Source organism: Stenotrophomonas panacihumi (assembly GCF_001431645.1).
GTDB classification, from domain to species: Bacteria; Pseudomonadota; Gammaproteobacteria; order Xanthomonadales; family Xanthomonadaceae; genus Stenotrophomonas_A; species Stenotrophomonas_A panacihumi.
Genome location: NZ_LLXU01000074.1, coordinates 1 through 26393, shown reverse-complemented (window position 1 = coordinate 26393; position 26393 = coordinate 1). Strand labels below are relative to the sequence as shown.

Annotated in this window: 23 protein-coding genes and 1 pseudogene; 12 read left to right on the top strand and 12 right to left on the bottom strand. The window is 68.5% G+C overall.

What is annotated here, in order from left to right:
- Positions 1–159: 159 nt before the first annotated feature.
- The 5 genes from rfbB to ARC20_RS08200 are packed head-to-tail and all read left to right on the top strand — an operon-like array spanning position 160 to position 4858.
- The gene (rfbB, locus tag ARC20_RS08220) at positions 160–1215 is read left to right on the top strand and encodes a dTDP-glucose 4,6-dehydratase (protein ID WP_057646295.1); all 1056 of its coding nucleotides are present in this window, start codon (positions 160–162) and stop codon (positions 1213–1215) included.
- 20 nt (positions 1216–1235) lie between these two features.
- Entirely contained in the window at positions 1236–2123 is an 888-nt protein-coding gene (rfbA, locus tag ARC20_RS08215; protein WP_057646421.1) for a glucose-1-phosphate thymidylyltransferase RfbA, read from the top strand.
- Positions 2120–2677 (top strand): dTDP-4-dehydrorhamnose 3,5-epimerase, encoded by a 558-nt coding sequence (rfbC, locus tag ARC20_RS08210; protein ID WP_057646294.1) that lies wholly within the window; start codon positions 2120–2122, stop codon positions 2675–2677. Before rfbA ends, rfbC begins: the two co-directional genes overlap by 4 nt.
- Complete coding sequence (rfbD, locus tag ARC20_RS08205) at positions 2674–3597, top strand: dTDP-4-dehydrorhamnose reductase (RefSeq protein ID WP_057646293.1); 924 nt, start codon at positions 2674–2676, stop codon at positions 3595–3597. The genes rfbC and rfbD overlap by 4 nt, the downstream gene beginning before the upstream one ends.
- 43 nt (positions 3598–3640) lie before the next feature.
- Positions 3641–4858 (top strand): sulfotransferase family 2 domain-containing protein, encoded by a 1218-nt coding sequence (locus tag ARC20_RS08200; RefSeq protein ID WP_161809477.1) that lies wholly within the window; start codon positions 3641–3643, stop codon positions 4856–4858.
- A 53-nt stretch (positions 4859–4911) separates the two neighbouring features.
- Here the strand turns inward: ARC20_RS08200 and ARC20_RS08195 are convergent, their stop codons facing one another.
- Together ARC20_RS08195 and ARC20_RS08190 are read right to left on the bottom strand one after the other, a co-directional pair.
- The gene (locus ARC20_RS08195) at positions 4912–6315 is read right to left on the bottom strand and encodes a mannose-1-phosphate guanylyltransferase/mannose-6-phosphate isomerase (RefSeq protein ID WP_057646291.1); all 1404 of its coding nucleotides are present in this window, start codon (positions 6313–6315) and stop codon (positions 4912–4914) included.
- Positions 6316–6338: 23 nt separating this feature from the next.
- Entirely contained in the window at positions 6339–7688 is a 1350-nt protein-coding gene (locus tag ARC20_RS08190) for a phosphohexomutase domain-containing protein (RefSeq protein WP_057646290.1), read from the bottom strand.
- 148 nt (positions 7689–7836) lie between these two features.
- On the opposite strand from ARC20_RS08190, the gene ARC20_RS08185 reads away from it, so the two are divergent.
- Both ARC20_RS08185 and ARC20_RS08180 read left to right on the top strand, forming a co-directional pair.
- Positions 7837–8568, top strand: a complete 732-nt coding sequence (locus ARC20_RS08185) for a CoA transferase subunit A (protein ID WP_057646289.1) — start codon at positions 7837–7839, stop codon at positions 8566–8568.
- On the top strand, positions 8568–9197 hold the full coding sequence (locus ARC20_RS08180; protein ID WP_057646288.1) for a CoA transferase subunit B: 630 nt from the start codon (positions 8568–8570) through the stop codon (positions 9195–9197). The genes ARC20_RS08185 and ARC20_RS08180 overlap by 1 nt, the downstream gene beginning before the upstream one ends.
- An 8-nt stretch (positions 9198–9205) precedes the next feature.
- Here ARC20_RS08180 and ARC20_RS08175 read toward each other — a convergent pair whose 3' ends face one another.
- Together ARC20_RS08175 and ARC20_RS08170 are read right to left on the bottom strand one after the other, a co-directional pair.
- Positions 9206–12016: a rhamnan synthesis F family protein gene (locus tag ARC20_RS08175; protein ID WP_057646287.1), complete on the bottom strand. Its 2811-nt coding sequence runs from the start codon at positions 12014–12016 to the stop codon at positions 9206–9208.
- 13 nt (positions 12017–12029) lie between these two features.
- A complete protein-coding gene (locus ARC20_RS08170) occupies positions 12030–13679 on the bottom strand; it encodes an electron transfer flavoprotein-ubiquinone oxidoreductase (protein WP_057646286.1) in 1650 nt (549 codons plus the stop codon).
- Between the two features lie 116 nt (positions 13680–13795).
- Between ARC20_RS08170 and ARC20_RS08165 the strand changes: the two genes are divergently transcribed.
- Positions 13796–14374, top strand: a complete 579-nt coding sequence (locus tag ARC20_RS08165) for an alpha-ketoglutarate-dependent dioxygenase AlkB family protein (RefSeq protein ID WP_057646285.1) — start codon at positions 13796–13798, stop codon at positions 14372–14374.
- Positions 14375–14376: 2 nt separating this feature from the next.
- Here ARC20_RS08165 and ARC20_RS08160 read toward each other — a convergent pair whose 3' ends face one another.
- The 4 genes from ARC20_RS08160 to ARC20_RS08145 are packed head-to-tail and all read right to left on the bottom strand — an operon-like array spanning position 14377 to position 17885.
- Positions 14377–15015 carry an ABC-type transport auxiliary lipoprotein family protein gene (locus ARC20_RS08160; protein ID WP_057646284.1) on the bottom strand — a complete coding sequence of 213 codons (639 nt, stop codon included), beginning with the start codon at positions 15013–15015 and terminating at the stop codon, positions 14377–14379.
- The gene (locus ARC20_RS08155) at positions 15012–15938 is read right to left on the bottom strand and encodes an MlaD family protein (protein WP_057646283.1); all 927 of its coding nucleotides are present in this window, start codon (positions 15936–15938) and stop codon (positions 15012–15014) included. Before ARC20_RS08155 ends, ARC20_RS08160 begins: the two co-directional genes overlap by 4 nt.
- A gap of 1 nt (position 15939) precedes the next feature.
- Positions 15940–16764: an ABC transporter ATP-binding protein gene (locus ARC20_RS08150; RefSeq protein WP_057646282.1), complete on the bottom strand. Its 825-nt coding sequence runs from the start codon at positions 16762–16764 to the stop codon at positions 15940–15942.
- Complete coding sequence (locus ARC20_RS08145; RefSeq protein WP_057646281.1) at positions 16764–17885, bottom strand: ABC transporter permease; 1122 nt, start codon at positions 17883–17885, stop codon at positions 16764–16766. Before ARC20_RS08145 ends, ARC20_RS08150 begins: the two co-directional genes overlap by 1 nt.
- Before the next feature lie 162 nt (positions 17886–18047).
- Between ARC20_RS08145 and ARC20_RS08140 the strand changes: the two genes are divergently transcribed.
- The gene (locus ARC20_RS08140) at positions 18048–19307 is read left to right on the top strand and encodes a threonine/serine exporter family protein (protein ID WP_057646280.1); all 1260 of its coding nucleotides are present in this window, start codon (positions 18048–18050) and stop codon (positions 19305–19307) included.
- A gap of 61 nt (positions 19308–19368) precedes the next feature.
- On the opposite strand, the pseudogene ARC20_RS08135 reads toward ARC20_RS08140, so the two are convergent.
- The 3 genes and pseudogenes from ARC20_RS08135 to ARC20_RS08125 all read right to left on the bottom strand — a co-directional run.
- Positions 19369–19743: pseudogene (locus ARC20_RS08135) on the bottom strand (H-NS histone family protein); the annotation flags it as partial.
- Between the two features lie 175 nt (positions 19744–19918).
- Complete coding sequence (locus ARC20_RS08130) at positions 19919–21616, bottom strand: proline--tRNA ligase (protein ID WP_057646278.1); 1698 nt, start codon at positions 21614–21616, stop codon at positions 19919–19921.
- Positions 21617–21717: 101 nt separating this feature from the next.
- Positions 21718–22098 (bottom strand): DUF4124 domain-containing protein, encoded by a 381-nt coding sequence (locus ARC20_RS08125; RefSeq protein ID WP_057646277.1) that lies wholly within the window; start codon positions 22096–22098, stop codon positions 21718–21720.
- Positions 22099–22246: 148 nt separating this feature from the next.
- Here ARC20_RS08125 and pssA point away from each other — a divergent pair, with 148 nt between their 5' ends.
- From pssA to rimI, 3 genes are read left to right on the top strand one after another with little or no spacing between them, the layout of a single operon-like run.
- A complete protein-coding gene (gene pssA, locus ARC20_RS08120) occupies positions 22247–23023 on the top strand; it encodes a CDP-diacylglycerol--serine O-phosphatidyltransferase (RefSeq protein WP_057646276.1) in 777 nt (258 codons plus the stop codon).
- Entirely contained in the window at positions 23020–23469 is a 450-nt protein-coding gene (locus tag ARC20_RS08115) for a hypothetical protein (RefSeq protein WP_057646275.1), read from the top strand. Before pssA ends, ARC20_RS08115 begins: the two co-directional genes overlap by 4 nt.
- Complete coding sequence (gene rimI, locus ARC20_RS08110) at positions 23466–23948, top strand: ribosomal protein S18-alanine N-acetyltransferase (RefSeq protein ID WP_057646274.1); 483 nt, start codon at positions 23466–23468, stop codon at positions 23946–23948. The genes ARC20_RS08115 and rimI overlap by 4 nt, the downstream gene beginning before the upstream one ends.
- A gap of 59 nt (positions 23949–24007) precedes the next feature.
- On the opposite strand, the gene ARC20_RS08105 is transcribed toward rimI, so the two are convergent.
- Positions 24008–26393, bottom strand: a 2386-nt coding sequence (locus ARC20_RS08105; RefSeq protein ID WP_057646273.1) for a valine--tRNA ligase, incomplete at its 5' end; no start/stop codon positions are given.

Here is a 26393-nt window from a genome sequence, read left to right as displayed (position 1 = left end):
CGCGGCGGCTGGCGCGGGGCAGTGCACCGATTTTAGCCGGCAAACCACCTCCGTGCGATGGCGTATGGAAATGCTGCGGCGCGTCATCCTGAAGGGCATGCGGGCGGTGGTCGCGCCAAAGCGGATATCCTTTCGCTCTTTGCACGACGGGAGTTCCAGGTGGCAACGTGGCTGGTAACCGGCGGCGCCGGATTCATAGGCGGCAATTTCGTCCGCGAAGCGGTCGCCCGCGGCGTGAAGGTGGTCAACCTCGACCTGCTGACCTACGCCGGAAACCTGAATACGCTGGCCTCGCTGCAGGGTGATTCGAACCACGTCTTCGTGCAGGGCGACATCGGCGACCGCGACCTGGTGTCGCGCCTGCTGGCCGAGCACCAGCCCGAGGCGGTGGTGAACTTCGCCGCCGAGAGCCATGTGGACCGCTCCATCGATGGCCCGGGCGCCTTCATCCAGACCAATGTCGTGGGCACGCTGGGGCTGCTCGAAGCCGCGCGCGACTACTGGAAGGCGCTGCCGGATGGGCGTCGCGAGGGCTTCCGCTTCCTGCACGTCTCCACCGACGAGGTCTACGGCACGCTGGGCGAGACCGGCAAGTTTTCCGAGACCACGCCTTACGCGCCGAACTCGCCGTATTCCGCCTCGAAGGCCGCATCCGACCACCTGGTGCGCGCGTTCCACCACACCTACGGCCTGCCGACGCTGACCACCAACTGCTCGAACAATTACGGCCCGTACCATTTCCCGGAAAAGCTCATCCCGCTGGTGATCGCCAAGGCGCTGGCCGGCGAAGCGCTGCCGGTGTACGGCGATGGCAAGCAGGTGCGTGACTGGCTGTTCGTCAGCGACCACTGCGAGGCGATCCGCACCGTGCTGGCGAACGGTCGTGTTGGCGAGACCTACAACGTCGGCGGCAATGCCGAGCGGCAGAACATCGAAGTGGTGCGCGCGATCTGCGCGCTGCTCGACCAGCGCCGGCCGCGCGCCGATGGCCAGCCGCGCGAAAGCCAGATCACCCATGTCGCCGATCGCCCAGGCCACGATCGCCGCTACGCGATCGACGCCTCCAAGCTGAAGGACGAACTGGGCTGGGAACCGAAGCACACCTTCGAGCAGGGCATCGCCTTCACCGTGGACTGGTACCTGGACAACCAGGACTGGGTGCGCGGCGTGCTCGATGGCAGCTACCGGCTCGAACGCATCGGCACCGCCGCCTGATCACGGAGCGATCCCACATGATGAGCAAGCGCAAGGGCATCATCCTCGCCGGCGGTTCCGGCACGCGGCTGTATCCGATCACCCAGGGCGTCAGCAAGCAGCTGCTGCCGGTGTACGACAAGCCGATGATCTACTACCCGCTCAGCGTGCTGATGCTGGCGGGCATCCGCGACGTGCTGATCATCAACACGCCGCACGAGCAGGCGCTGTTCCAGAACCTGCTGGGCGACGGTTCGCAGTGGGGCATGAACATCCAGTACGCGGTGCAGCCGAGCCCGGACGGGCTGGCGCAGGCGTACGTGATTGGCCGCGACTTCGTCGATGGCCAGCCGAGCTGCCTGGTGCTGGGCGACAACATCTTCCATGGGCATGGCCTGACGGAGACGCTGCGCCGCGCCGATGCGCGCGAGCATGGCGCAACGGTGTTCGGTTACTGGGTCAACGATCCGGAGCGCTATGGCGTGGCCGAGTTCGATGCCAGCGGGAAGGTGATCGGCATCGAGGAGAAGCCGGCCCAGCCGCGTTCGCAGTACGCGGTCACCGGCCTGTATTTCTACGACAGGCGCGCGAGCGACTACGCCGCCGCGTTGAAGCCGTCGCCGCGCGGCGAGCTGGAGATCACCGATCTCAATCGCTGCTACCTGGAAGACGGCTCGCTGCACCTGGAGGCGCTGGGTCGCGGCTATGCGTGGCTGGACACCGGCACGCACCAGTCGCTGCACGAAGCGGCGAATTTCATCGAGACCATCCAGGCGCGCCAGGGATTGCAGGTTTGCTGCCCGGAGGAGATCGCCTTCGGGTACGGCTGGATCGGCGCGGAAGACCTGGAACGGCTCGCCGCGCCGCTATCCAAGAATGCCTACGGAAAGTACCTGCACGACCTGGCCCGACGGGGGAAGATGTTTTGAAGTTGATTGAAACCGCATTGCCGGGTTGCCTGGTCATCGAGCCCGTCGTCCATGGCGACGAGCGCGGCTTCTTTTTCGAGAGCTGGAACGCGGAGCGTTATGCGGCCCACGGGTTGGACATGCGCTTCGTGCAGAGCAACGTGTCCTCCTCCAGCCGTGGCGTGCTGCGCGGCCTCCATTACCAGTGGCCGCGCCCGCAAGGGAAGCTGGTCAGCGTGCTGGAAGGCGAGGTCTACGACGTGGCGGTCGATATCCGCCGTGGTTCCCCGCATTTCGGTCGCTGGGCCGCCGTGATCCTCAGTGGCGAGAACCGCCGGCAGTTCTGGATTCCGGAAGGCTTCGCGCATGGCTTCGCGGTGTTGTCCGAGCGCGCGGTGTTCAGCTATCTCTGCACCGATGTGTACGTGCGCGAAGCCGACGCGAGCGTGCGCTGGGACGATGCCAGCATTGGCGTGGACTGGCCGCTGGACGCGCCGATCCTGTCGGCGAAGGACACGCTTGCGCCGTTCCTCGAGGACGTGGCGCCGGATCGGCTGCCGGTCTTTGCACCATGACCACGCTGGTGCTGGGCGCGAACGGGCAGGTCGGGCAGGAGCTGATGCGTGCGCTCGCGCCGCTGGCACCCGTGGTCGGTGCGACGCGCAGCGGCCGTCTGGCCGATGGCAGCGCCTGCGAGACCGCGGACTTCACCGAGCCGACCACGCTGCCGGCGCTGCTCGATCGCCTGCGCCCGCACCGCGTCATCAATGCCGCGGCCTACACGGCGGTCGACCGAGCCGAGCAGGAGCGCGAGCTGGCCTTCTGCGTCAACGGCGAGGCGCCCGGCGTCCTCGCACAATGGTGCGCGGCGCATGACGTGCCGCTGGTGCATTACTCGACGGATTACGTGTTCGACGGTGAAGGCCGCCGCCCCTACCGGCCCGAAGATCCGACCGCCCCGCTGGGCGTGTACGGCGCCAGCAAACTGGCGGGCGAGCAGCGCATCCAGGCGGCGGGCGGAAGGCACCTGATCTTCCGCACGGCATGGGTCTACGCGGCACACAGCCGCAATTTCCTGCTCACGATGCTGAAGCTGGCCGCTGAACGTGAAGAGCTCCGTGTCGTGGCCGACCAGACCGGCACGCCGACATCCGCGACCCTGGTCGCAAATGTGACCCGCGATATTCTCGTGGGTGATCAGCTTATGACAGGAGTGTGGCATCTTACGGCCACTGGCCAGACCAGTTGGCACGGCTTCGCCGAGTCGCTGTTGGGCCACGCCCATGGCATGGGCTTGCTTGAAAGGATGCCGCGCGTCGTGCCGGTCACGACGGACGCGTATCCGACGCCCGCGCGGCGTCCTCGCTACTCGTGCCTGGACTGCAGCAGCCTGGTCGCGGATTTCCCTGTCGAGCTGCCGGATTGGCGGCGGGAGATGGAGGCCGTGCTCGGGCAAGTGGCGCGGTTGGCGGTGGAGGGCCGACTGCCGCGCTGAGCAGCGTCATGTACCCGGGAGGGCATAGATGCAGCACGGCGGCGTGTCCCAGTTTCCTGCTCCGGCGAAGGCGCCGGTGTACTTCCTGCATATCCCGAAGACGGCCGGCACCACGCTGATCGCGTTTCTCGACGCGCAGTACGCGCGAGGCGATATCTGTCCTGGCCAGTTGTTGCCCGAACTGTTCGCGCTGGATCGCGCGCGCGTGGGCGACTACCAGTTCTACCGCGGTCATCTCTGGCATGGCGTGGAGCGGTACGTCGGCAAGCCGTTGCAGTACCTGACGATGCTTCGCGATCCGCTGCAAAGGACGCTCTCCTGGTACCTGCACGTGCGGCGCAATCCGGATGCCTACCGGCACGAGCGCATGGTGAGCGAACAGTGGTCGCTGCTCGATTTCGTCAACGATCCTGAAACCCGCTGGGACCTGCTCAATACGCAGACGCTGTTCCTGGCGGCCGACCTGGACTTCGAGCGGCTGGCCGCCGATCCCGTCGGATACGGGCAGCGCACCATCCGCGCCTATGCCGAGCGCGGCCACGACCCCGCGTTGCTGGAGACCGCCAAGCGCAGGCTGGAGACGATGCAGTTCGGGATTGCCGAGCGCATGGAGCATTCCCTGTCCCTGCTGTCGCATGCGTTCGGCTTCGACCCGGGCATGCCGGCGCAGCGCTTGAACGTCTCGCCCAACGCCCTGGCGGCGCCGGATATTCCCGCCGACGTCCGTGCGGCGATCGAGGCCGCGACGTCGATGGATCGGGCGCTTTATGCCTGGGCGTGCGAGCGGTTCTCCGAACGCTTCGATGCGATGGTGCACTCGCTGGTGCTGAAGGAGGCGGCGCGCGAGGGATGCGTGGGGGCGGCCTGGCGCACGCCCTTGCAGGCGACCTCGCTCGAACACATCGGCGTCGAATCGGTGGCCTGTTCGGCCGCGCTGGTGGCCAACGACACGACGCGCGTGCGGGTCACCGTGCGCAATGATTCGGACGAGGTGCTCAGCAGCCGGCCGCCGCATCCCGTCCACGTGGCGTACCACTGGGTGGACGCCGGCAGCGGCGTAACCGTGGTCCATAACGGCGAACGCACGCCGCTGCCCGCGGTGTTGCCCGCGGGCGGGCGCCTGGAGATGAGCGCATGCGTGCGGGCGCCGGAGCACGCGGGCAGGTTTCGCCTGCAGGTGCGGTTGGTGCAGGAAGGCGTGAGCTGGATCGAGCGTGCCGCACCCGGCGAAGACCCCGAAGTGGTCGTGCAGGCCGCCTGAAACAGAAACGGCGGCCTTGCGGCCGCCGTTTCCTGTCGAGTGGTACGCGGGGCTCAAGCCCGGCCGTACGTATCCTCGAACCGCACGATGTCATCCTCGCCGAGGTAGCTGCCGGACTGCACTTCGATCAGCTCCAGCGGCAGCTTGCCCGGGTTGCGCAGGCGGTGCGTCACGCCCAGCGGGATATAGGTGCTCTGGTTTTCCGTCAGCAGCAGCACGTCCTCGCCACGCGTCACTTCCGCGGTGCCGCTGACCACGATCCAGTGCTCGGCACGATGATGGTGCATCTGCAGGCTCAGCGTCGCGCCCGGCTTGACCGTGATGCGCTTGACCTGGAAACGCTGGCCATTGTCGATCGAATCGTAGGCGCCCCACGGGCGGTAGACCTTGCGGTGCCAGGTGGCCTCGGAGCGCTTGTCCTGCTTGATGCGCGCCACGACCTCCTTGACCTCCTGCATGCGCTCGCCCTTGCCGACCAGCACGGCGTCGGCGGTTTCGACCACCACCACGTCGTCCAGGCCCACCAGCGCGATCAGGCGGTCGCCATAGGCGTAGGTGTTGCGGCAGTCGATGGCGATCACGTCGCCATGGTGCGCATTGCCGTCCGGATCCTGGCGCGACACGTCGCGCAGGGCGGTCCACGAACCGACGTCGCTCCAGCCCGCGTCCAGCGGCAGCACGGCCGCGTCCTGGGTCTTCTCCATCACCGCGTAGTCGATCGAATCCGACGGCACGACCTTGAAGGTTTCCTTGTCGAGGCGGACGAAATCCGAATCGCGCTTGGCGCCTTCCCAGGCCTTGCGGGTCGCTTCGAGGATGGCCGGGTTGAGCTTGCCCAGTTCCTCCAGGTAGCGCGAGGCCTTGAACAGGAACATGCCGCTGTTCCAGAAGTATTCGCCGGAAGCGACGTAGCCCTGGGCCGTGGCCAGGTCGGGCTTCTCGACGAAGCGCTCGACCGGACGGGTGCCGGTGCCGGCGGCGGCCTTGATGTAGCCATAGCCGGTCTCCGGCGTGGCGGGCACGATGCCGAAGGTCACCAGCTTGCCATCGCGCGCGGCCTTGGCGGCTTCGAGCACGGCGTCCTGGAAGGCCTTCTCGTTGCTGATGACGTGGTCCGACGGCAGCACGAGCAGCAGCGCGTCACCGCCTTCGCGGGTCGCTTCCAGCGCGGCCACGGCAATCGCCGGCGCGGTGTTGCGGCCGATCGGCTCGAGCATGATCGCCTGCGGTGTGGCGCCAACCTGCTGCAGCTGTTCGGCGGCGACGAAACGATGTTCCTCGTTGGCGATGATCAGCGGCGCGCGGCCGGCGATCGGGGCCACGCGGTGCCAGGTCGCCTGCAGCATCGTCAGCTCGCTGGTGAGCGGGAGGAACTGCTTGGGATAGCTCTCGCGCGAGAGCGGCCACAGCCGGGTGCCGGAGCCGCCGGACAGGATGACGGGAAGAATGTCGTTCATGGGCACAAGTCCTTGGCTGTAGGTCAGGATACGAGGAGGCGGGAGATTTCATCGGTGCGCGACTGCATCAATGCCGCATCGCCCCGCGCTTCCACGTTCAAGCGCAGCAGCGGCTCGGTGTTGGAGCTGCGCAGGTTGAAACGCCAGCTGCCGAAATCGGCACTCACGCCATCGGTATGTTCCAGCGTCGGCGACAGCGGCGCGAAGTGCGCCAGCACGCGGGCCACCGAGGCCTTGGCGTCCGCCACCTTGAAGTTGATCTCGCCGCTGCACGGGAAGGCGGCCATGCGGTCTTCCACCAGTTCGGCCAGCGAATGGCCCGAACGCGAGACCAGGTCGGCGATCAGCAGCCACGGGATCATGCCCGAGTCGGCATAGGCGAACTCGCGGAAATAATGGTGCGCGCTCATCTCGCCGCCGTACACGGCATTCTCCGCGCGCATCTTCTCCTTGATGAAGGCGTGGCCGCTCTTGCACAGCACCGGCACGCCGCCGGCCGCTTCCACCATCTCCACGGTGTTCCAAGTCAGGCGCGGGTCGTGCACGATCTTGCCGCCCGGCTGCTTGCGCAGGATCGCCTGGGCGAGCAGGCCCACGAGGTAATAGCCCTCGATGAAGCGGCCGGTCTCGTCGAAGAAGAAGCAGCGGTCGAAGTCGCCGTCCCAGGCGATGCCGAAATCCGCGCCATGCGCGCGCAACGCATCGGCGGTGGCGGCGCGGTTTTCCGGCAGCAGCGGGTTGGGGATGCCGTTGGGGAAGTTGCCGTCCGGCCCGTGGAAGACGCGCACGAATTCGAAGGGCAGGTGCGGGGCGAGCAGGTCGATGACCGCGCCCGCGCCGCCATTGCCGGCGTTGACCACCAGCTTCAGCGGCTTGAGCCCGTTGCGGTCGATGTAGCTGAGCAGGTGTTCGATATAGGCGGACTTGTCCGGCGCGCTGCTGATGCCGGCGGCCGGCGCGGCGGGGGCGGAGGTGTCGGCCTGCACCGCATCGGAAATGGCGAACAGGCCGGTATCCGAGCTGATCGGCTTGGCGCTCTCGCGCACCAGCTTCATGCCGTTGTAGTCCATCGGGTTGTGGCTGGCGGTCACCATCACGCCGCCGGCCGCGCCGCGATGGTCGGTCTGGAAATAGACCTCCTCGGTGCCGCACAGGCCGATGTCGATCACTTCGCGGCCGGCACCGCGCAGGCCAGCGGCCACCGCGTCGCTCAGGCCGGGGCTGGTCAGCCGCACATCGTGTCCCACCACCACCGGCCCGGCGTTCTCCAACTGCGCGGCAAGGGCCGCGCCGATCCGCCGTGCCATGTCCTCGTTGAGTTCATCGGGAACGCGACCGCGGATGTCATAGGCCTTGAAGGCAGGCAACGTCATGCGCAACTCCTGGGGCTTGCTCTGGGGGAGCCTGAGTTTAGCGGGGCCGGGCGCCTCAAAACACGCTCCCCTAGTCCTTTCGGCCAACGGGACAGGTTCGGGTCAGCGGCTAGAATGGGGGCCTGACATCAACGAGGTGAGGGCGGTGATGAGCAATACCCGGGCGGCCGGCGCGCAAGGCAAGCAATTTGCCGATGCCGCGCAGGCCCTGAAAGGCGTGGTGGCCGATGGGCAGACCCTGGCGGTCGGCGGTTTCGGCCTGTGCGGCATTCCCGAAGCGCTGATTGCCGCGCTGCGTGATAGCGGCGTGAAAAACCTGACCGTCATTTCCAACAACGCGGGCGTGGATGGCTTCGGCCTCGGCCTGCTGCTGGAAACCCGGCAGATCCGCAAGATGATTTCGTCATACGTCGGTGAGAACAAGGAATTCGAGCGGCAGTTCCTGTCGGGCGAACTGGAGCTGGAATTCAACCCGCAGGGCACGCTGGCCGAGCGCCTGCGCGCGGGCGGTGCGGGGATCCCGGCGTTCTACACCGCCACCGGCTACGGCACGGTGGTGGCCGAGGGCAAGGAAACGCGCGAATTCGACGGCAAGCAATATGTGATGGAGACGGCACTTCGCGCCGACGTCGCGCTGGTGAAGGCGTGGAAGGCGGATGCCGCCGGCAACCTCGTGTTCCGCAAGACCGCGCGCAACTTCAACCCGGCCTGCGCGATGGCGGGGCAGCTGTGCATCGCCGAGGCGGAGGAACTGGTCGAGGTCGGCCAGATCGATCCGGACCAGGTGCACCTGCCGGGCATCTACGTGGACCGCATCGTGGTCAACGCCCATCCGGAGAAGCGCATCGAGCAGCGCACCGTGCGCAAGGAGACCCCCTGATGGCCTGGACCCGTGACGAGATGGCCGCGCGCGCCGCGCGCGAGCTCAGCGACGGCGCCTACGTGAACCTGGGCATCGGCCTGCCGACGCTGGTGGCCAACCACATCCCCGAAGGCGTGGACGTGTGGCTGCAGTCCGAGAACGGCCTGCTGGGCATTGGCCCGTTCCCGACCGAGCAAGAGATCGACGCCGACCTCATCAACGCCGGCAAGCAGACCGTGACCGCGCGCCCCGGCGCGAGCTACTTCGGCAGCCACGATTCGTTCGCGATGATCCGCGGCGGGCATATCGACCTGGCGATCCTCGGCGCGATGCAGGTGACCGACAAGGGCGACATCGCCAACTGGATGGTGCCCGGCAAAATGGTCAAGGGCATGGGCGGGGCGATGGACCTGGTGGCCGGCGTCAAGCGCGTGGTCGTGCTGATGGAGCACGTCGCGAAGGACGGCAGCCACAAGATCCTGCCGCAATGCGATTTGCCGCTCACTGGCGTGGGCGTGGTGGATCGCATCATCACCGACCTGGCGGTGTTCGATGTCACGCCGGAGGGGTTGAAGCTCGTGGAAGCGGCCGAGGGCGTCGGCGACGACGAGCTGAAGCAGAAGACCGGCGTGGCGTTTTCGCGCTGAGGCGTGGATCAGCGGCCGGGGACAACCCGGCCGCGACCGGTGAAGGCATCTTCGGTGCCCAGCGCGGTCAGCCAGCCATCGTGCTGCCATTGGCCGCTGGCGAAGCAATCGAGCGGCGTGGTGACGCCTTGCGGATCGAACTGCAGATGAGCGATGTCCGGCCCCGCGATGCGCGCCGCATCCTCGATGAAATCGAGTGCGCCGCGGTGCAGGCGTTCGAGCACGGCCACGCCGCGTGCATCCAGTTCCATGGGGGCGAATTCCGCAACGCGTTCGCCGCCTTCGCTGTGGAAGCGGCAGAACTGCCCGCTCGGCGCGGCCAGCAGCGCTTCCAGCAGGAGGTCATGCTGCAGGATCGGTGACGCTTCATGGTCCTGTTCACGGCCGTCGTGATGCCGGGCCATGGCCCAGCCGAGTCCCTGCAACTGGTGCGCGCCACGCCGCAGCGCGAAGTAGGCGCCGCCCAATGGGCGACCGGTCATCCGCGACAGGTATTTCTGGATACTGCCGGCGTAACCGATGTCGGCGACCATCGCGGCGGCGTCGCCGACTTCGGATTGCCAGTAGTGCAGGTACGCCTCGCGTTCGGTCTCGGCGACCGCCAGCAGCGCCGGCACCGCGGGCGCCAGCCATTGCATGACCTGAGCGTGCATGTCCGGCAGGAACACTTCCTGCGCCAGGCGCGCGTCCAGTACGGACGCCACGGACGCGAGCGCGGCATCGCCGAGGCGCGCCAGCAGCAGGTTGCGCAGCGTGCCGGTGTAGCTGCCGCCCAGCAGCGCGGCGAGGTCCTCGTCCGTTCGCATCGCCGCCATGCCCGCGGCGCGACGCGAAACCAGCAGGTAGCGACCGCGCAGCCGCTCGGCCTCGGGCACATGTCGCATGAGTGCCGCGTGCGCCTGTGCCAGCAAGTGGCCTTCGCGGGAGAGGAACAGCACGGTGTCGATGCCGGTCTCCCTGGCCACGCGATGCAGCCAGGCGAGGTAATCGAGCAGCAACGGACCGAGCACGGCATAGCCGGCGCTTTCGGCCGTGAGGCGTGGCGCCGGTGCGATGCGGGCGGGGTCGCGATCGGCGAGGGCCGCGAAGTGGTTGGCCACCAGGCCGCGCCACAGCTGCTCCGGCCAGGCCGCCCGATCTCCCCCGGGGTGACGCAACGAACGCAGCGCGGGCACCACGTCGAGCAGCGCGGCGGGCCGCAGCACATGCACGGGCGTCAGCAGGCGCTGCAGTTGCGGCATCTGGATGTCGGCGCGTTCGTTGTCGCCGACATGCAGCCAATGTGCGGGCGCGACATGCTCGCGTGCGGCGATGTGTTGCCAGGTCTGCGCTTCATCCTTGCGCCTGCCGGTTTCGCAGGAAACCCACCAGGTATCGATGGCCGCGGAGACCGCGGCGGGAAGCACGCGGCGCAAGGTCTCCGTGGAGAGGTACATGTCCGACAGCGCGGCTACGCATTTGTCGCGCAGGCCCGCCAGTGCGCCGAGCATGCCTTCGCGCGGACGCAGCATGAGCGCTTCGTGCTCGCACTCCAGCGTGAGCAGCCCGGCGTCGCCCAGCGCGGGACGCAGCTGCGCGAGGCTGGCATGGATTTCCTCCAGCGTCGGATCGCGGCCATGCTCGATGCGCGCGCGCGTCTCGGCACGCTCGCGCAAGGCAGCGAAATCCGTTGCGCCCGTGCGTTGTTCGACACGCAGGGCCAGGTGCGCGCGCGCCGCTTCCGGCGTGAGGAAGGGGCGCGTGACCAGTGTGTCGAAGATGTCCACGGTGACGAGTTCGGCATCCACCGCCGACAGCCTCACGCGGGTGGCGAGGTCCATCTCGAATGCCGCGGTCCAGTTTCGCGCGCCTTCGGTGGCGAGGGCCAACGCGCCGTCCTGCGGCAGGATGCCGAGCAGGAAATCCCCCCGTTGCACCGTGCACGCCAACAGCCGCTCGACCGCATGCTGCAACGTGCCGTCCACCTGGCCGCGTTCCTCCGGGAAATCCTCCAGGCGCAGGTCCAGGCCGTAGAGCGGCCGCAGCGCATCCACCCGTGCCCAGAACATCGAGCCGGCCGGGAAGTCCAGGTAGCGGCCGCGCTGGATGGCAAAGCCCAGGCGGGCGGCCAGCGCTTCGCACACATCCGCGTTGCTGAGCCAGGTATGGGCCCACAACGGCACGCCGGCATAGGACTCCGGGTAGATCATGCCGAGCCGGGATTCGGCCGCGAACATGCCCAGCAGCCAGGCGAGGCGGTCGCGGCTGCCGAACAGCGAGGACATCAGGTAACGGCGCCACGCGGACTGCTCGCTGCCCGTGTAGAGCGACTTCTTGGTGTGGACGTGGCAGACCAGGTCCAGCTGCAGCACTTCCTCGCGGAAGGCGACCAGCAGCGGCGCGATGTCCCGGCCGCGGTTGGGCACCACGCGCACGACCAGCCTGGACATCAGCGGCAGGGAGGACAGGTGTTGCCGCACCTGCGCGGCGGCCGGTTCGTCCACGACCGACACCAACAGCTCGTACGGCACGGGCATGTGGGCCAGGTCGCGCGCGAGCTCCTCCGCCAGGTCGGCATAGAACACGTGCGCCATCACGCCGACGCGCTGCGTCACCTGCGCGAGCGGCAGCGGCTCGGGGAAGGCGTGGTGGGTGACCGGGGCGAGCGTGGGCGCCTGGCCACCGGCGCGGCGCAGGCGGTTCACGAAGCCCGCCACGCCGAGCGCGCGAACCACCTTGAGGCTGCGCACGACCACGGCGCGCAGGCCGCGCCAGCCGCCGCCATGGCGTTCGATCGCCTGCCTGGCCGCCTCCAGGTACCGCTGCGCGCCGCCGATCATCGTTCGATAGGGCTCACAGGTTCTGGTAGTTCGGCCCCGAACCACCCTCCGGGGTCACCCAGTCGATGATCTGGTACGGGTCCTTGATGTCGCAGGTCTTGCAGTGCACGCAATTGGCCGCGTTGATCTGCAAGCGCTTGCCGCTGCCGGCGGTGGCGTCGGCGACGATCTCGTACACGCCGGCCGGGCAGAACCGCGTGCACGGGTTGTCGTACTCCTGCGCGCAGCGGGTGACGCAGATGTCGGTGTCGGCCACGCGCAGGTGCACGGGCTGGTCCTCGTCGTGCTCGGTCGCGGCGAAGTACACCGCCTGCAGGCGGTCGCGCGGCGCCAGGTCGCGCTGCACGTAATCGCGCTTGGGCTCTTCGTGCTCGCCTACCTTGTCCAGCGAACTCCAGTCCGGCTTGTTCTTCAGCGTCCACGGCGAATGCCCGCCGGTGGCGGTTTCCCATGCCGCATTGGCCAGGCCGAACCACAGGCCCTTCTTGAAGCCGGGCTTGATGTTGCGCACTTGCTTGAGCTCGGCCATCGCATCGGAGGCGCGCAGCTTCGCATCGAAGCCCTCCGGCGCCAGCTGCGAGGCGGCCAGGTGCTCGGCGGCCAGCATGCCGCTGCGGATCGCCTGGTGCGTGCCCTTGATCTTGGGCACGTTGAGCAGGCCGGCGGTATCGCCGATCAGCAGCGCGCCGGGCATTTCCACCTTCGGCAGCGACTGCCAGCCGCCGGTGACGATGGCGCGCGCACCGGCCGACAGGATGTTGCCGCCTTCCAGCAACGGCTTCACCGTCGGGTGGTTCTTCCACTGCTGGAAGGCCTCCCACGGCTTGTATTCGGGGTCGTGGTAATCCAGTCCGCTCACGTAGCCCAGCGCGACCTGGTTGTTCTCCAGGTGGTACAGGAAGCTGCCGCCGTAGGTATTCGGATCCGCCGGCCAACCGAGCGTATGCACGATCTTGCCCGGCGTGACGCGGCCTTCCGGCACCTGCCACAGCTCCTTGATGCCGATCGAGTAGCTCTGCGGGTCGCTGTCGGCATCCAGCCCGAAGCGCTTGACCAGCCGCTTGGTCAGATGGCCGCGCGCGCCTTCGGCCAGCACGGTGACCTTGGCGCGGATGTCGATGCCGGGCGTGAAGCCGGGCTTGTGCGAACCGTCCTTGGCCACGCCCATGTCGCCGATGCGCACGCCGACGACCTGGCCGGCCTCGTCATGCAGCGTCTCGGCAGCGGCGAAGCCGGGGTAGATCTCCACGCCCAGCGCCTCGGCCTGCGGCGCCAGCCAGGCGCACATCGCGCCCAGGCTGACGATGAAGTTGCCGTGGTTGCGCATGCCCGGCGGCACGACGGGGAACTTGCGCCCGCCGTCCCTGGTGAGGAACCAGAACTCGTCCTCGCCGGCCGGCACGCAGATCGGCGGCGGGTTGTCGCGCCAGCCCGGCAGCAGGCGGTCGAGCGGCTCGGGCTCGATCACCGCGCCGGACAGGATCTGCGCGCCGATGGTGCTGGCCTTTTCGATGACGCAGACCGACAGCTCAGGGTTGAGCTGCTTCAGGCGGATGGCAAAGGCCAGCCCCGACGGGCCGGCGCCCACGGTGACGACGTCGTACTCCATCACGTCACGTTCGATTGTTTCGGACGCGACTGCGCCGACTCCGGTTTCCGACATCTGGTCCGCTCCCGTTTGGCTCGATGGCTGGGGCCTATTTTCAGGGTTTGCGCAGGGGCGGGCAAATTCCGAACGGCGGCGTATGGCGGCCCGGCCCCCCGTGCTAGCGTGGCGCGATGCGGATCGACCTGCCCGGCGCGGATGTCCAGTGGTTTCCGGGGTGGCTGGCCGCCCCGGACGCCGAGGCCTTGCGCCTGGCGCTGCTGGCGCAGGTGGCCTGGGAAGTGCACCGCATCCGGCTGTTCGGGCGCGAGGTGGATTCGCCGCGGCTGAGCAGCTGGATCGGCGACCCGCAGGCCCGCTACCGATATTCAGGGGCCGAATTCCGGCCGCACCCCTGGCCCGACGTACTGGCGCCGCTGCGCGCCCGGCTGGAGGCGGAGCTGGGCGCCGGCTTCAACAGCGTACTGGTCAACCGCTACCGCGATGGACGCGATGCGATGGGCTGGCACAGCGACGACGAGCCGGAGCTGGGCGCGCGGCCGGTGATCGCCTCGCTCAGCCTGGGGGCGCCGCGGCGTTTCGCGCTACGCCACCGGCAGGACAAGACCCTCAAGCGCGAGATCGCGCTGGGTCACGGCGACCTGGTGGTGATGGCCGGCGACACCCAGCGGCTGTATCACCACGCGGTGCCGCGCACGGCGCGGCCGGTGGGCGAGCGGATCAACCTGACGTTCCGGCGGATCGCGCCATAGCTTCAGCGCGGCATCTGCACCGCATCGCGTTGCCCGGTCTGCAGCGTCCAGCCCACGAGTTCGCCCGTGACTTGCTGCAACGACTGCTCGAACGCCGCCGCCACCGAGGCGACGTCGGTCGCGCTCGCCGGCCGTGCGATCAGGAACGTGCGCGAACCCACCACGCGCTGGTCGGTGCTGTGCAGCAGCTTGGCGTTGAGCTCGATCGTGGCCGAGGGCAGCGCCTGCCCGGCGTAGTCGGACTCGAAGCGGCGCAGGTCCAGCACCAGCCGGTAATCGGCGCGGATGCCGTCGCTGGTACGCCCGACGCCGGGAATCTTCCCGCTGTCCTCGAACGCACGCAGTACCGTGCCCTCGACGATGTCGGTGGCCGGCTGCGCCCAGGTCGCGCCCTGGTAGACCTGCAGTTCGGCGGGGGTCGGCCGCACGTTGATGCGCGGGCTGTCCACCAGCCGCGAGGCGGTCGGCTTGACGATCGCCAGCTGCCAGGTCACCTGCGGCCACGCCGGATCGGCGGTGACGCGCACGTCGGGCGAGAAAATCGTCACCGGTTCGCGCGAGCCGGTCGACAGGATGGAGCAGCCGCCCAGCGCGAGCAGCGACAGGCAGAGCCAGGCACGGACGGGACGCATCGGCTTCATTTCGGTTCGAACTCCTTCGGGGCGTCGCGACCGAGCAGGTAGCGCGCGGGATTGTTCTCGAGGCGGTCGCTGACCCGGCGCAGGTCGCGGATCAACCCGCGCAGCTCGTTGAGCGTGGGGCCGAGCTGGCCGAGGCCGTCATTGGCGAAGCTGTTGATGGCCGCGCGGTTGTCGCCCAGGATGCCGTTGGCGTTGGCGGCCGCCGCATCGAGCTTGGTCAGCGTGGAATCGAGCTTGTCCAGGATCGGCGGCAGCTGCTGCACCAGGTTCTTGTCCAGGTGCTCGATGGCGCCGTTGGTGGTGTTCAACGTGCGGTCCAGGTTGCGCGCCGCATCGCGCGCGCTGACGAGCAGCGCGCCCACGCCTTCGTCCTGGTTGTTGAGCGAATTGCTGATCTTCTCCAGGTTCTGCAGCGTGGCCGAGATGCTGGCCACGTTGCGGTCGCTGAGCACCTGGTCGAGCCGCTCGACGATGCGGTTGGCGGTGTCGGTGATGTTCTGCAGCGCCGAGGGCGTGGTCTGGATCACCGGGGCGTCGCTCTTGTCCACCGAGGTGAGCGCCGGGGATTCGGGCGTGCCGCCGCTGAGCTGGATGATCGACGGGCCAGTCAGGCTGGTGATGGCCAGCTTGGCGCGGGTGTCGACCTTGATCGGTGTGGTGGAGTTCAGGCGGATGCGCGCCACCACCTGGCGCGGATCGTTCGGCGCCAGGGTCAGCTCGGTGATCGAGCCCACCGCGATGCCGTTGTACTGCACCGGGCTGCCCACCGACAGGCCGGTCACCGCCTCGCGGAACACCACGCGGTAGTACTGCCAGGTGCGGTCGGAGGAGTACTTGGCGGCCCACAGGCCGAACAGCAGCAGGGCCAGGCCCGCCACGATCGTGAAGGCGCCGATCAGCACGTAGTTGGCTTTGGTTTCCATCTCAGGCGGTCTCGCTTGATTCGTTCTTCGCCTCGCGCGCGGCACGCGCGCGGGGGCCGTGGAAATATTCCTGCACCCACGGATGGTCGATCTTCTCGACTTCCGCCAGCGGGGCGTTGGCGATCACCTGGCGGTCGGCCAGCACCGCGACGCGGTCGCAGATCGCATACAGGGTGTCCAGGTCGTGGGTGATCAGGAACACGGTCAGGCCCAGCGCTTCCTGCAGCGTCTTGATCAGCCGGTCGAACGCGGCCGCGCCGATCGGGTCCAGGCCGGCGGTGGGCTCGTCGAGGAACAGCAGCGGCGGGTCCAGCGCCAGCGCGCGCGCCAGGCCGGCGCGCTTGCGCATGCCGCCGGACAGCTGCGAGGGCAGCTTGTCGAGCGCATCGGCCGGCAGGCCGGCGAGCTTGATCTTCAGCAGCGCCAGTTCGTAGAACCAGCGGTCCGGGAAATCGCGATGGCGTTCCTTCAGCGGCACCTGCACGTTCTCGCCCACGCTCAGCGAGGAGAACAGCGCGCCATCCTGGAACAGCACGCCGGTGTTGCGGGTGATGTGGTCGCGGTCGGCCGGGTTCTCGGAGATCGGGTCGGCGCCGAGCACTTCGATCTGCCCGGCATCGGGGCGGCGCAAACCCAGGATGCTGCGCATCAGCACCGACTTGCCGGTGCCCGAGCCGCCCACCACGCCGAGGATCTCGCCGCGGCGCACGTCCAGGTCCAGCCCTTCGTGCACCACCTGGCTGCCGAAGCGGTTCACCAGCCCGCGCACGGAGATGGCGATCTCCGGGCCGGCCTCGGCGTCGTCGCGGCGCTTGTCGATCGCCATTACCAGCCCACCTTCATGAACCACAGCGCGAACATCGCATCGAGGATGATGACCAGCGAGATGGTCTGCACCACGCTGGAGGTGGTGCGCTCGCCGACCGACTGCGCCGTGCCGGTGACCTTGAGCCCTTCCAGGCAGCCGATCAGCGCGATCACCAGCGCGAACACCGGCGCCTTGGACATGCCGACCAAAAAGTGCCGCACCTGCATCGTTTCGTGCATGCGCGCCAGGTACATCTGCGGCGGGATGCCGAGGTCGAACGCGCCCACGGTGACGCCACCGGCCAGGCCGGCGATCATCGCGATGAAGGTCAGCAGCGGCAGCATGACCAGCAGCGCCAGCAGGCGCGGGATGACCAGCAGGTCGATCGGGTCCAGGCCCAGCGTCTGGATCGCGTCGATCTCCTCGCGCGATTTCATCGCACCGATCTGCGCGGTGAACGCGCTGGCGGTGCGGCCGGCCAGCACGATGGCGGTGAGCAGCACGGCGAACTCGCGCAGGAAGGCGATGCTCACCAGTTCGACGACATAGATCTCCGCGCCGAAGTCGCGCAGGATCGTCGAGCCGAGGAAGGCGATCACCGCGCCCACCAGGTAGGAGAGCAGCACCACCAGCGGCACGGCGTCCAGGCCCACCTGTTCCATGTGGCTGACGGTGGCGGTGAGGCGGAAGCGGCGAGGCTCGCGGAACAGCCGCGCCAGCTTCACCAGGTTCTCGCCGAGGAAGCTGGCGAGCTGCACGATGTCCTTGCCGGTGTTGTGCACCGCGCGGCCCAGGCGCTCCAGCGCCGCGGCGAAGCCGTAGTCGCGGCGCGGCTTGGGCCGGTCGTCCTCGAGCTCCTCGATGGTGCACACCAGCGCGCGATGGTCGTCGCGGAAGGTGATCGCGTCGTCTTCCAGCCCCGCGCGCCGCGCGAAGCGCAGCAGCTGCAGCACGCCGGCCGAATCGAGCTGGGCGATGCCGCTGGCGTCGATGCGGCACGGTTCGGCCGGCAGGTCGCGCAGCAGTTCGGCGGCATCGAGGGCGGTATCGAGTACCCAGCTACCGGCCAGCCGAATCCGTCCAGGGTCGGCCTGGTCGCGGTCGAGCGTCGGGGGCTGGGGGGAAATGTGGTCGCGCATCCGTGCGGGAGCATACATGGGCAGGTGTGTTTGGCGTATCGACTCGCGTGCATGCGCGCAACGACGGGTTCAATGGTTTACCGCCGGCAAGCGGCTGGACATACACTGGCGGGGCCTGGCCGGATGCTCCGGCGGGCCTACCCGCCGCCCCGACGCCGCCGAATGTCCGTTGCCACGCCCGCACCCGCCACCACCCGCGCCAGCTACGCGCAGCGCGTGGCCTTCGTTTCCGAGATCGCCAGCCGCCTGCACAGTTACGGCACCACCGCGCAGCGGCTGGAAGCGGCGCTGATCGCGCTCTCGCAGCAGCTGGACCTGGATTGCGAGCCGTGGTCCAACCCGACGGGCGTGATCCTGAGTTTCAGCGACCCGAGCAAGGCGATCGGCTCCAGCGACATCACCCGCGTGATCCGGCTGGCGCCGGGCGAAAACGATCTCTACAAGCTCAGCGTCGCCGACTACATCGCCGACAGTGTCGCGCAGGGGCGCATGAGTATCGCGCAAGGCCACACCGCGTTGCGCCGGCTCGATCGCGAAGTGGACGGCCGCGGCAAGACGATGCAGGTCATCGCCTTTGGCCTGGCGGCGGCGGGCGTGGCGGGGCTGTGGAAACTGCCATGGCTGGATATCGCCACCGCCGGCGTCATCGGCCTGCTGATCGGCCTGCTCACGCAGTACACCGACCGCAAGCCGGCCACCAAGGAAGCCGGCGATGCCTTGGCTTCGCTGCTGGCCGGTTTTGTCGCCACGCTGGTGGCCTCGCTGGTGGGTTCGCTCAACCTCAACACGGTGATCATCGCCTCGCTGGTGGTGCTGCTGCCCGGCATGGCGCTCACCAACGCGGTCAACGAACTGGCCAGCCAGCACTGGGTATCGGGCACGGCGCGGCTGGCCGGTGCGGTCACCACGGTGCTCAAGCTCACCGTGGGCGCGGTGATCGCGGTGACGCTCACGCAGTATCTCGGCCTGGAACCGCAGGTGCGCGCGGCACGCCCGCAGGCGCACTGGGTCGAATGGGCCTCGCTGCTGGTGGCCGCCTACGCATTCGCCGTGCTGTTCAAGGCGCACCGGCGTGACTACGGCTGGGTGATGGCCGCGGCGATCGCCGGTTACGTGATCGCGCGGTATGCGGGGCAGGAGTGGGGCAGCCCGGCCGGCGTGTTCGCTTCGGCCATGTTGCTCACGGCCGCCGGCAACCTGTTCGGCCGCACCATCCAGAAGCCCGGCGCGCTGATCCGCCTGCCCGGCATCATCATGCTGGTGCCCGGCAGCACGAGCCTGCGCGGTTTCCTCAACCTGGTGCAGCAGCAGAACGTGGACGTCGGCCAGGCCGCGCTGCTGGCGGTGACGAATATCGTCATGGCGCTGGTCGCCGGCCTGCTGTTCGGCAACCTGCTGGTGCCGGCGCGCAAGAACCTCTAAATACGGAAAACAAAAACGCCGGCGATGCCGGCGTTTGTTTTCAGTAAGAAGTGACTTACTTCTTCTTGATGAGGAAATCCTCGACCTTCTTGCCCTTGGCGATCAGTTCCGCCATCCAGCGCGGGTGCTTGCCACGGCCGGTCCAGGTTTCCTTGGTATTGGCCGGGTTGCGGTACTTCGGCGCGACCTTGCCGAGCTTGCGGCCAGCGCGCGAAGAGGGGGCCTTCACCGCCTTGGCGGCCTTGCCACGCCCGGCGGGGGCCGGCGCGCCAAACAGTTCCTCGATGCTGTAACCCTCGGCCTTCGCGACGCGGGTCAATTGCGCGCGCACCTTGGTGATGGGGGTGCGCTTGGCGACAAGGGTCTGCCGCTTCTTTGCGTTCTTGATCAGGGCGTCCAGCTGTTTGGCCGACAGGCCGGTGAGATCGATCGACATCGCGACTCCAATTGCGGTGGGAAGGGGCAGCCTGTCCCTGGCCACGCGAGCGATCATAATGTCAGGTTATTGACGTTTACAAACCCGGCGCGTGAAAGCGCCGGGTTTTCCTGACCATTTTGCGAGGGATATTCCCTGTGAAAAGCATGCGGGGCGTGGCCACGCCCCGCTGTTTTCAGCGGCCCAGGCGCGACAGCAGCGCCGCCTTGTCGAGATTCTCCGCCTCGGCCGCGTTGCGTGCGCGGTACTCGAAGGTGCCCGCGGCCAGGCCACGCTCGGACACGACGATACGGTGCGGAATGCCGATCAGCTCCATGTCGGCGAACATCGCGCCCGGGCGCAGGCCGCGGTCGTCGAGCACCGCGTCGACGCCGGCGTCGAGCAGTTCGGCGAGCAGGCTTTCCGAGGCGGCGGCCACATTGGCATCGTTCTTCGGGTTGATCACGCACACTACCGCTTCCCACGGCGCCATCGGCGCCGGCCAGACGATGCCGGCCGCGTCGTGGTTCTGCTCGATCGCCGCGGCGACGATGCGCGACACGCCGATGCCGTAGCAGCCCATGCTCGGCGTGGCGGCCTTGCCGTTCTCGTCCAGCACGCTGGCCTTGAGCGACTCGGCGTACTTGCGGCCGAGCTGGAACACATGGCCCACCTCGATGCCGCGGGCGATGCGGATCTCGCCACCATCGGCGGCGCGGTCGCCGGCGACGACGTTGCGGATGTCGGCCACGGTGTCCGGCTCGGCGAGGTCACGGCCCCAGTTCACGCCGGCCAGGTGGAAGCCGGCCTCGTTGGCGCCCACGACGAAATCGGCCATTGCCGCGACTTCGCGGTCGGCCACGATGCGGATCGGCTTGCGCGGATTGAGCGGGCCGAGGAAGCCCGGTTCGCTGCCCAGGTGCTCGGCGATCTCGCCCTCGTTGGCCAGCCGGTAGCCGGCCAGGCCGGCGACCTTGCCCAGCTTGATCTCGTTGACCGCGTGGTCGCCGCGCACCAGCGCCAGCACGAACACGCCGTCCTCGCCGACCACCGCGACCGACTTCACCGTGCGCTGCAGGGCGATGCCCATCAGCGCGGCGACGTCCTCGCAGGTCTTCTGGGTCGGAGTGTCGATCTTGCGCAGCGCTTCGCTGGCGGCCGCGCGCGGCGCCGGCTCGGCGGCGACCGCCGCTTCGACGTTGGCCGCGTAATCCGACCCCGTGGAGAAGGCCAGCGCGTCCTCGCCCGAATCGGCGATGACGTGGAATTCCTGCGAGGCGTCACCGCCGATGGCGCCGGAATCGGCCTGCACGGCGCGGAATTCCAGGCCCAGGCGGGTGAACACGCGGGTGTAGGCCGCCTTCATGTTCTCGTACTCGCGCACCAGGTCGGCGTCGGTGAGGTGGAACGAGTAGGCGTCCTTCATCAGGAACTCGCGCGCGCGCATCACGCCGAAACGCGGGCGGATCTCGTCGCGGAACTTGGTCTGGATCTGGTAGAAGTTCACCGGCAGCTGCTTGTAGCTGCCCAGCTCCTGGCGCGCGTAATCGGTGATCGCCTCTTCGGCGGTCGGCGAATAGCAGTAGTCGGCCTGCTTGCGGTCCTTGATCTTCAGCAGCTGCGCGCCGAACTTCTCCCAACGCCCGCTTTCTTCCCACAGCTCGCGCGGCTGGATGGTCGGCAGCAGCAGTTCCACCGCGCCGGCACGGTTCATTTCCTCGCGCACCACGTTCTCGACCTTGCGCAGCACGCGCAGGCCCAGCGGCGACCAGGTGTACAGGCCCGCGGCCAGCTTGCGGATCATGCCCGCGCGCATCATCAGCTGGTGGCTGACCAGCTCGGCGTCGGCCGGGGTTTCCTTGGTGGTGTGGAGGTGGAACTTGGACAGGCGCATCGGCGGCTTCGCGGGAGCGGAAAGCGCCTATTTTGCCCTGCCGCGCCCCCGAAGGGGACTGCGGCCGGGGCGCGGGGGCGCCGCCGGCCGCGGGGCGATGCTCAGCCGCCCGCCTGCGGGCAGTACGCCTTGACCCCGGCGTCGGCCAGGTTGCGCTGGGCTTCGCGCTGGCTCTCGTCCAGCTTGGCGTCGGGCTTGCCGTCGCCGTCGGTGTCCTGCATGACCGGGCGGCTGTCGCTGAGGGCCTTCAGGTTCTGGCGCGCCTGGGTGCACTGTGGCGATTCCTTCGCCGCGCCCGTCTCTTCCTGGGCCAGGCCGACCCCGCCACGCGAATCGATGCGCCGGGCCTCGAACTTCTGGCCGGCGGGCGGGCTTTCCGAGTAATGGGTGACGCCATTGGCGTCCTTCCACTTGTACAGGTCCGCGGCGCCGGCGGTGCCGGCGAGCAGACACAGGCCGAGCAGGCCGGTCTTCAAACGCATGTTGGTGTTTCCCCAAGGGTGAATCCCCGGCTGATTGCAGCACCGTGGGGCGGGGCTGGCAAGCAGCAGGGCGCAAACCGGGCGGGCCGCCGCCGGGCGGCCCGCGGCCGCGTTCGCCCTGACTGCCGACTGCCACTAAACTGGCGGGATGGAAGAAACCCGCCCCCCGCCGCGTTCGCGCACCATCTACCTGCTGCCGAACCTGTTCACCACCGCCGGGCTGTTTTCCGGCTTCTACGCGATCGTGGCCGCCGCCAACGGCGATTTCGTGCCCGCCAGCATCGCGGTGTTCGTGGCCGCGATCATGGACGGCCTCGACGGCCGCGTGGCGCGCCTGACCGGCACCAGCAGCGAATTCGGCGTGCAGTACGACTCGCTGGCCGACCTGGTCAGTTTCGGCATGGCCCCTTCCCTGGTGATGTACCACTGGTCGCTGTCGGCGCTGAAGTTCGACGGCGACGTGCTGGGCCGCGTGGGCTGGGCCGCCGCGTTCCTGTACGCCGCCTGCGCCGCGCTGCGCCTGGCCCGCTTCAATACGCAGGTCGGCGTGGTGGACAAGCGCTGGTTCATCGGCCTGGCCAGCCCGGCGGCCGCCGGCCTGATGATGTCCTTCGTGTGGGCCTTCGCCGACGGCAAGCTGGGCTGGAGTGGCGATGAGCTGCGCTATGTCGCGCTGGCGGTGACGCTGGTCGCCGCGCTGCTGATGGTCAGCCGCATCCGCTTCTGGAGCTTCAAGGGCGGCGACAAGGGCCCGCGCGCCGACCGCGTGCGCTTCCTGCAGCTGGCGGTGGTGGCGATCGTGTTGGCGGTGGTGTTCATCGACCCGCCGCGCACGCTGCTCACCATCGGCGTGGTCTACGCGCTGTCCGGCCCGGGGCTGTGGCTGTGGCGCCGCGTGCGCAAGACGCCCGAGTCCGCCGCATGAGCGAGGCGGCCGCCGGCATGCCGTGGTCGAGCGAGCAGCTGTCCTGGCTGCAGGCGCTGGGCCATGTGGTGTACCTGGACCGCGACAGCGTGGTCGAGGCGCCGGCGCCGGTGCGCAGCATGGAAATCGACACGCCCGCGGCCCGGCAGGCACCGGTGGAGCGGGCCGCGCCGCCGCGTCGACAGGCGCCGGCGGCCCCTGAAACGCAGGCGCCCGATACCACGCCCGAGCCCGTGGCCAGCGCGCCGCGCCGCGGCCGCGCCGGCTTGCCGGACCGCCTGCAGATCGCCCTGCTGCGCGCCTCGGGCCTCAATCCGAACGACGCGGCCACGCAGACCCTGATGGCGACCTGGCCACTGGCCGAGCTGCGCGCCAACCCGCGCGCCAAGCGTGCGCTGTGGCCGCAGCTGCGCGCGCTGCGCAAGCAGAACAAGGCGCGCCCATGAGCGCGGTGAGCGCGCCGGCACCGGTCGTGCTGCGGCCGATGCGCGAGGAAGACCTCGATACGGTGATGGAGGTCGAGCGCCGCGCCTATCCGTTCCCGTGGACGCGCGGCATCTTCCGCGACTGCCTGCATGCCGGATACCCGGGGCGGGTGATGGAGCAGGGCGGGCTGCTGGTCGGCTACGGCATGCTCAGCATCGCCGCCGATGAAGCCCACATCCTCAACGTGTGCGTGGATCCGGCGCTGCAATCGCGCGGCCATGGCCGCGTGCTGCTGCGCGCGCTGGTCCGCCTGGCGCGCGAACGCGGCGCCAGTCGCGTGTTCCTGGAAGTGCGGCCGTCCAATACCTCGGCCATCGCGCTGTACCACTCCGAAGGCTTCAACGAGATCGGCCGGCGTCCGCGGTATTACCCGGCCAACAGCGGCCGCGAGGACGCGCTGGTGATGGCGATGGAGCTGGCGTTCGAGGGAATGGGCTGAGCCCGCCCGCCATCAGGTAAAGAAAAACGCCGCTGTTTCCAGCGGCGTTTTCGTATCCCTCAGAGCTTGGCGCGCTGTCCGCGCAAGCCATCCAGCTGCGCGGTCCACTCGGCCAGGCGCACGCGCTCCTGGTCGACCACCGCGGCCGGCACCTTGTCGGTGAACTTGGCCAGCTTCGCTTCGCTCTTGTCCTTCTCGCCGGCGACGCGGGCGATTTCCTTGTCCAGGCGCGCGCGTTCGGCGTCCAGGTCGACCAGGCCTTCCAGCGGCACCAGCAGCTTGAGCTCGCCGACGATGGCCGCGGCGGCGGCCGGGGCCTCCTGCGCGGGGTCCAGCCAGTCGATCGACTCCAGGCGCAGCAGGAACTTCAGCGGCGCGGCGAAGCGGTCGGCGCGCGCGCGATCCTGCGCCTGGCCGCCCTGCAGCAGCAGGCGCACCTGCTTGGACGGCGGCACGTTCAACTCGCTGCGCACGCGGCGCAGGGCCGAGACCATGCCCTTGAACCACTCGATGTCGGCTTCGGCGGTGGCGAAATCCTGGCCAGCGAAATCCGCCGGCTGCGGATAGGCCTGCAGCGACAGCGTGCCGCCCTCCAGGCCCAGGCGCGGGGCGACCTGCTGCCACAGCTCCTCGGTGACGAACGGGATCAGCGGATGCAGCAGGCGCAGCAGCTGGTCGAGCACGTACAGCAGGGTGTGGCGGGTGCTGTCGGCGGCCGCGGCGTCCTCACCGTTGAGCGCCGGCTTGGCCAGCTCAACGAACCAGTCGCAGAACTCGTTCCAGGCGAATTCGTACAGCGCCTGCGAGAGCAGGTCGAAGCGGTAGTCGGCGAACTGCGCCTGCGCCTCGGCGCTGACCTTGGCCAGGCGCGAGAGGATCCACTTCTCCGCGTCGGTCACCGCCTGCGGCACGCCCTGGAACTGCGCGCCTTCGGTGTTCATCAGCACGAAGCGGCTGGCGTTCCACAGCTTGTTGCAGAAATTCTTGTAGCCCTCGGCGCGCGACATGTCGAACTTGATGTCGCGGCCATGCGTGGCCAGCGCGGCGATGGTGAAGCGCAGCGCGTCGGCACCGTGCGGGATGATGCCGTCCGGGAATTCCTTGCGCGTGGCCTTCTCGATCTTCTCGGCCATGCGCGGCTGCATCAGCCCGGTGGTGCGCTTGGCGACCAGGTCCTCGATGGAGATGCCGTCGATGATGTCCAGCGGGTCGAGCACGTTGCCCTTGGACTTGGACATCTTCTGGCCCTGCGCGTCGCGGATCAGGCCGGTGATGTAGACGTCGCGGAACGGCACCTTCCCGGTGAAGCTGTCGGTGGCCATGATCATGCGCGCCACCCAGAAGAAGATGATGTCGAAACCGGTGACCAGCACCGAGGACGGCAGGTAGCGCTCGAACCCGCGCTCGGCCATCGCCGCTTCGTTCGGCCAGCCCAGCGTGGAGAACGGCCACAGCTGCGAGGAGAACCAGGTCTCCAGCACGTCGCTGTCCTGGGTGAGCACGACATCGTCGCCGAGGCCGGCATTCGCGCGCGCCTGCGCCTCGTCGCGGCCGACGTAGCACTTGCCCTCGGCGTCGAACCACGCCGGGATGCGATGGCCCCACCACAGCTGGCGGCTGATGCACCAATCCTGGATGTTCTCCATCCAGTGGCGGTAGGTGTTGATCCAGTTCGGCGGGACGAACTTCACGTCCCCGTTCTCCACCAGTTCCAGGCCGCGCTGGGCCAGCCCGTCCATCTTCACGAACCACTGGTCGGTGAGGTACGGCTCGATCACCTGGCCGGTACGGTCGCCGCGCGGCACCTGCAGCTTGTGCGGCTTGGCTTCCACCAGCAGGCCCAGGTCTTCCAGTTCGGCCAGCACCTGCTTGCGCGCTTCGTAGCGGTCCAGGCCGCGGAAGCGTTCCGGCGCGTTGTCGTTGAGCGCGGCGACCGGGGTGAACAGGTTGATCAGCGGCAGGCTGTGGCGCAGGCCCACCTGGTAGTCGTTGAAGTCATGCGCGGGCGTGACCTTGACCACGCCGGTGCCGAACGCGCGGTCGACGTAGTCGTCGGCGATCACCGGCACGCGGCGGCCGGTCAGCGGCAGGGTGACGGTCTTGCCGATCAGGTGCGCGTAGCGCTCGTCTTCCGGGTGCACCATCACGGCGGTATCGCCGAGCAGGGTTTCCGGGCGCGTGGTGGCGACGACGAGGTAGCCGCGCGTCTCGCGCAAGGTTTCGTGGCCGTCTTCGTCACGCTCGACGTGGTCGTACGTGGCGCCGTCATCGAGCGCATAGCGGATCGACCACAGGAAACCGTCTTCCTCGACGTTCTCCACTTCCAGGTCGGAGATGGCGGTCTTCAGCACCGGGTCCCAGTTGACCAGGCGCTGGCCGCGGTAGATCAGCCCCTGCTCGTACCAGCGCACGAACGCTTCGGTGACCGCGGCCGAGGGCTGCGGG

Excerpts from the sequence above, each read along its gene's own strand:
- rfbA (WP_057646421.1), top strand. The coding sequence starts at position 1,236 with ATGAGCAAGCGCAAGGGCATCATCCTCGCCGGCGGTTCCGGCACGCGG.
- rfbD (WP_057646293.1), top strand. The coding sequence starts at position 2,674 with ATGACCACGCTGGTGCTGGGCGCGAACGGGCAGGTCGGGCAGGAGCTG.
- ARC20_RS08195 (WP_057646291.1), bottom strand. The coding sequence starts at position 6,315 with ATGAACGACATTCTTCCCGTCATCCTGTCCGGCGGCTCCGGCACCCGG.
- ARC20_RS08190 (WP_057646290.1), bottom strand. The coding sequence starts at position 7,688 with ATGACGTTGCCTGCCTTCAAGGCCTATGACATCCGCGGTCGCGTTCCC.
- ARC20_RS08185 (WP_057646289.1), top strand. The coding sequence starts at position 7,837 with ATGAGCAATACCCGGGCGGCCGGCGCGCAAGGCAAGCAATTTGCCGAT.
- ARC20_RS08180 (WP_057646288.1), top strand. The coding sequence starts at position 8,568 with ATGGCCTGGACCCGTGACGAGATGGCCGCGCGCGCCGCGCGCGAGCTC.
- ARC20_RS08175 (WP_057646287.1), bottom strand. The coding sequence starts at position 12,016 with ATGATCGGCGGCGCGCAGCGGTACCTGGAGGCGGCCAGGCAGGCGATC.
- ARC20_RS08170 (WP_057646286.1), bottom strand. The coding sequence starts at position 13,679 with ATGTCGGAAACCGGAGTCGGCGCAGTCGCGTCCGAAACAATCGAACGT.
- ARC20_RS08165 (WP_057646285.1), top strand. The coding sequence starts at position 13,796 with ATGCGGATCGACCTGCCCGGCGCGGATGTCCAGTGGTTTCCGGGGTGG.
- ARC20_RS08160 (WP_057646284.1), bottom strand. The coding sequence starts at position 15,015 with ATGAAGCCGATGCGTCCCGTCCGTGCCTGGCTCTGCCTGTCGCTGCTC.
- ARC20_RS08155 (WP_057646283.1), bottom strand. The coding sequence starts at position 15,938 with ATGGAAACCAAAGCCAACTACGTGCTGATCGGCGCCTTCACGATCGTG.
- ARC20_RS08150 (WP_057646282.1), bottom strand. The coding sequence starts at position 16,764 with ATGGCGATCGACAAGCGCCGCGACGACGCCGAGGCCGGCCCGGAGATC.
- ARC20_RS08145 (WP_057646281.1), bottom strand. The coding sequence starts at position 17,885 with ATGCGCGACCACATTTCCCCCCAGCCCCCGACGCTCGACCGCGACCAG.
- ARC20_RS08140 (WP_057646280.1), top strand. The coding sequence starts at position 18,048 with ATGTCCGTTGCCACGCCCGCACCCGCCACCACCCGCGCCAGCTACGCG.
- ARC20_RS08130 (WP_057646278.1), bottom strand. The coding sequence starts at position 21,616 with ATGCGCCTGTCCAAGTTCCACCTCCACACCACCAAGGAAACCCCGGCC.
- ARC20_RS08125 (WP_057646277.1), bottom strand. The coding sequence starts at position 22,098 with ATGCGTTTGAAGACCGGCCTGCTCGGCCTGTGTCTGCTCGCCGGCACC.
- pssA (WP_057646276.1), top strand. The coding sequence starts at position 22,247 with ATGGAAGAAACCCGCCCCCCGCCGCGTTCGCGCACCATCTACCTGCTG.
- ARC20_RS08115 (WP_057646275.1), top strand. The coding sequence starts at position 23,020 with ATGAGCGAGGCGGCCGCCGGCATGCCGTGGTCGAGCGAGCAGCTGTCC.
- rimI (WP_057646274.1), top strand. The coding sequence starts at position 23,466 with ATGAGCGCGGTGAGCGCGCCGGCACCGGTCGTGCTGCGGCCGATGCGC.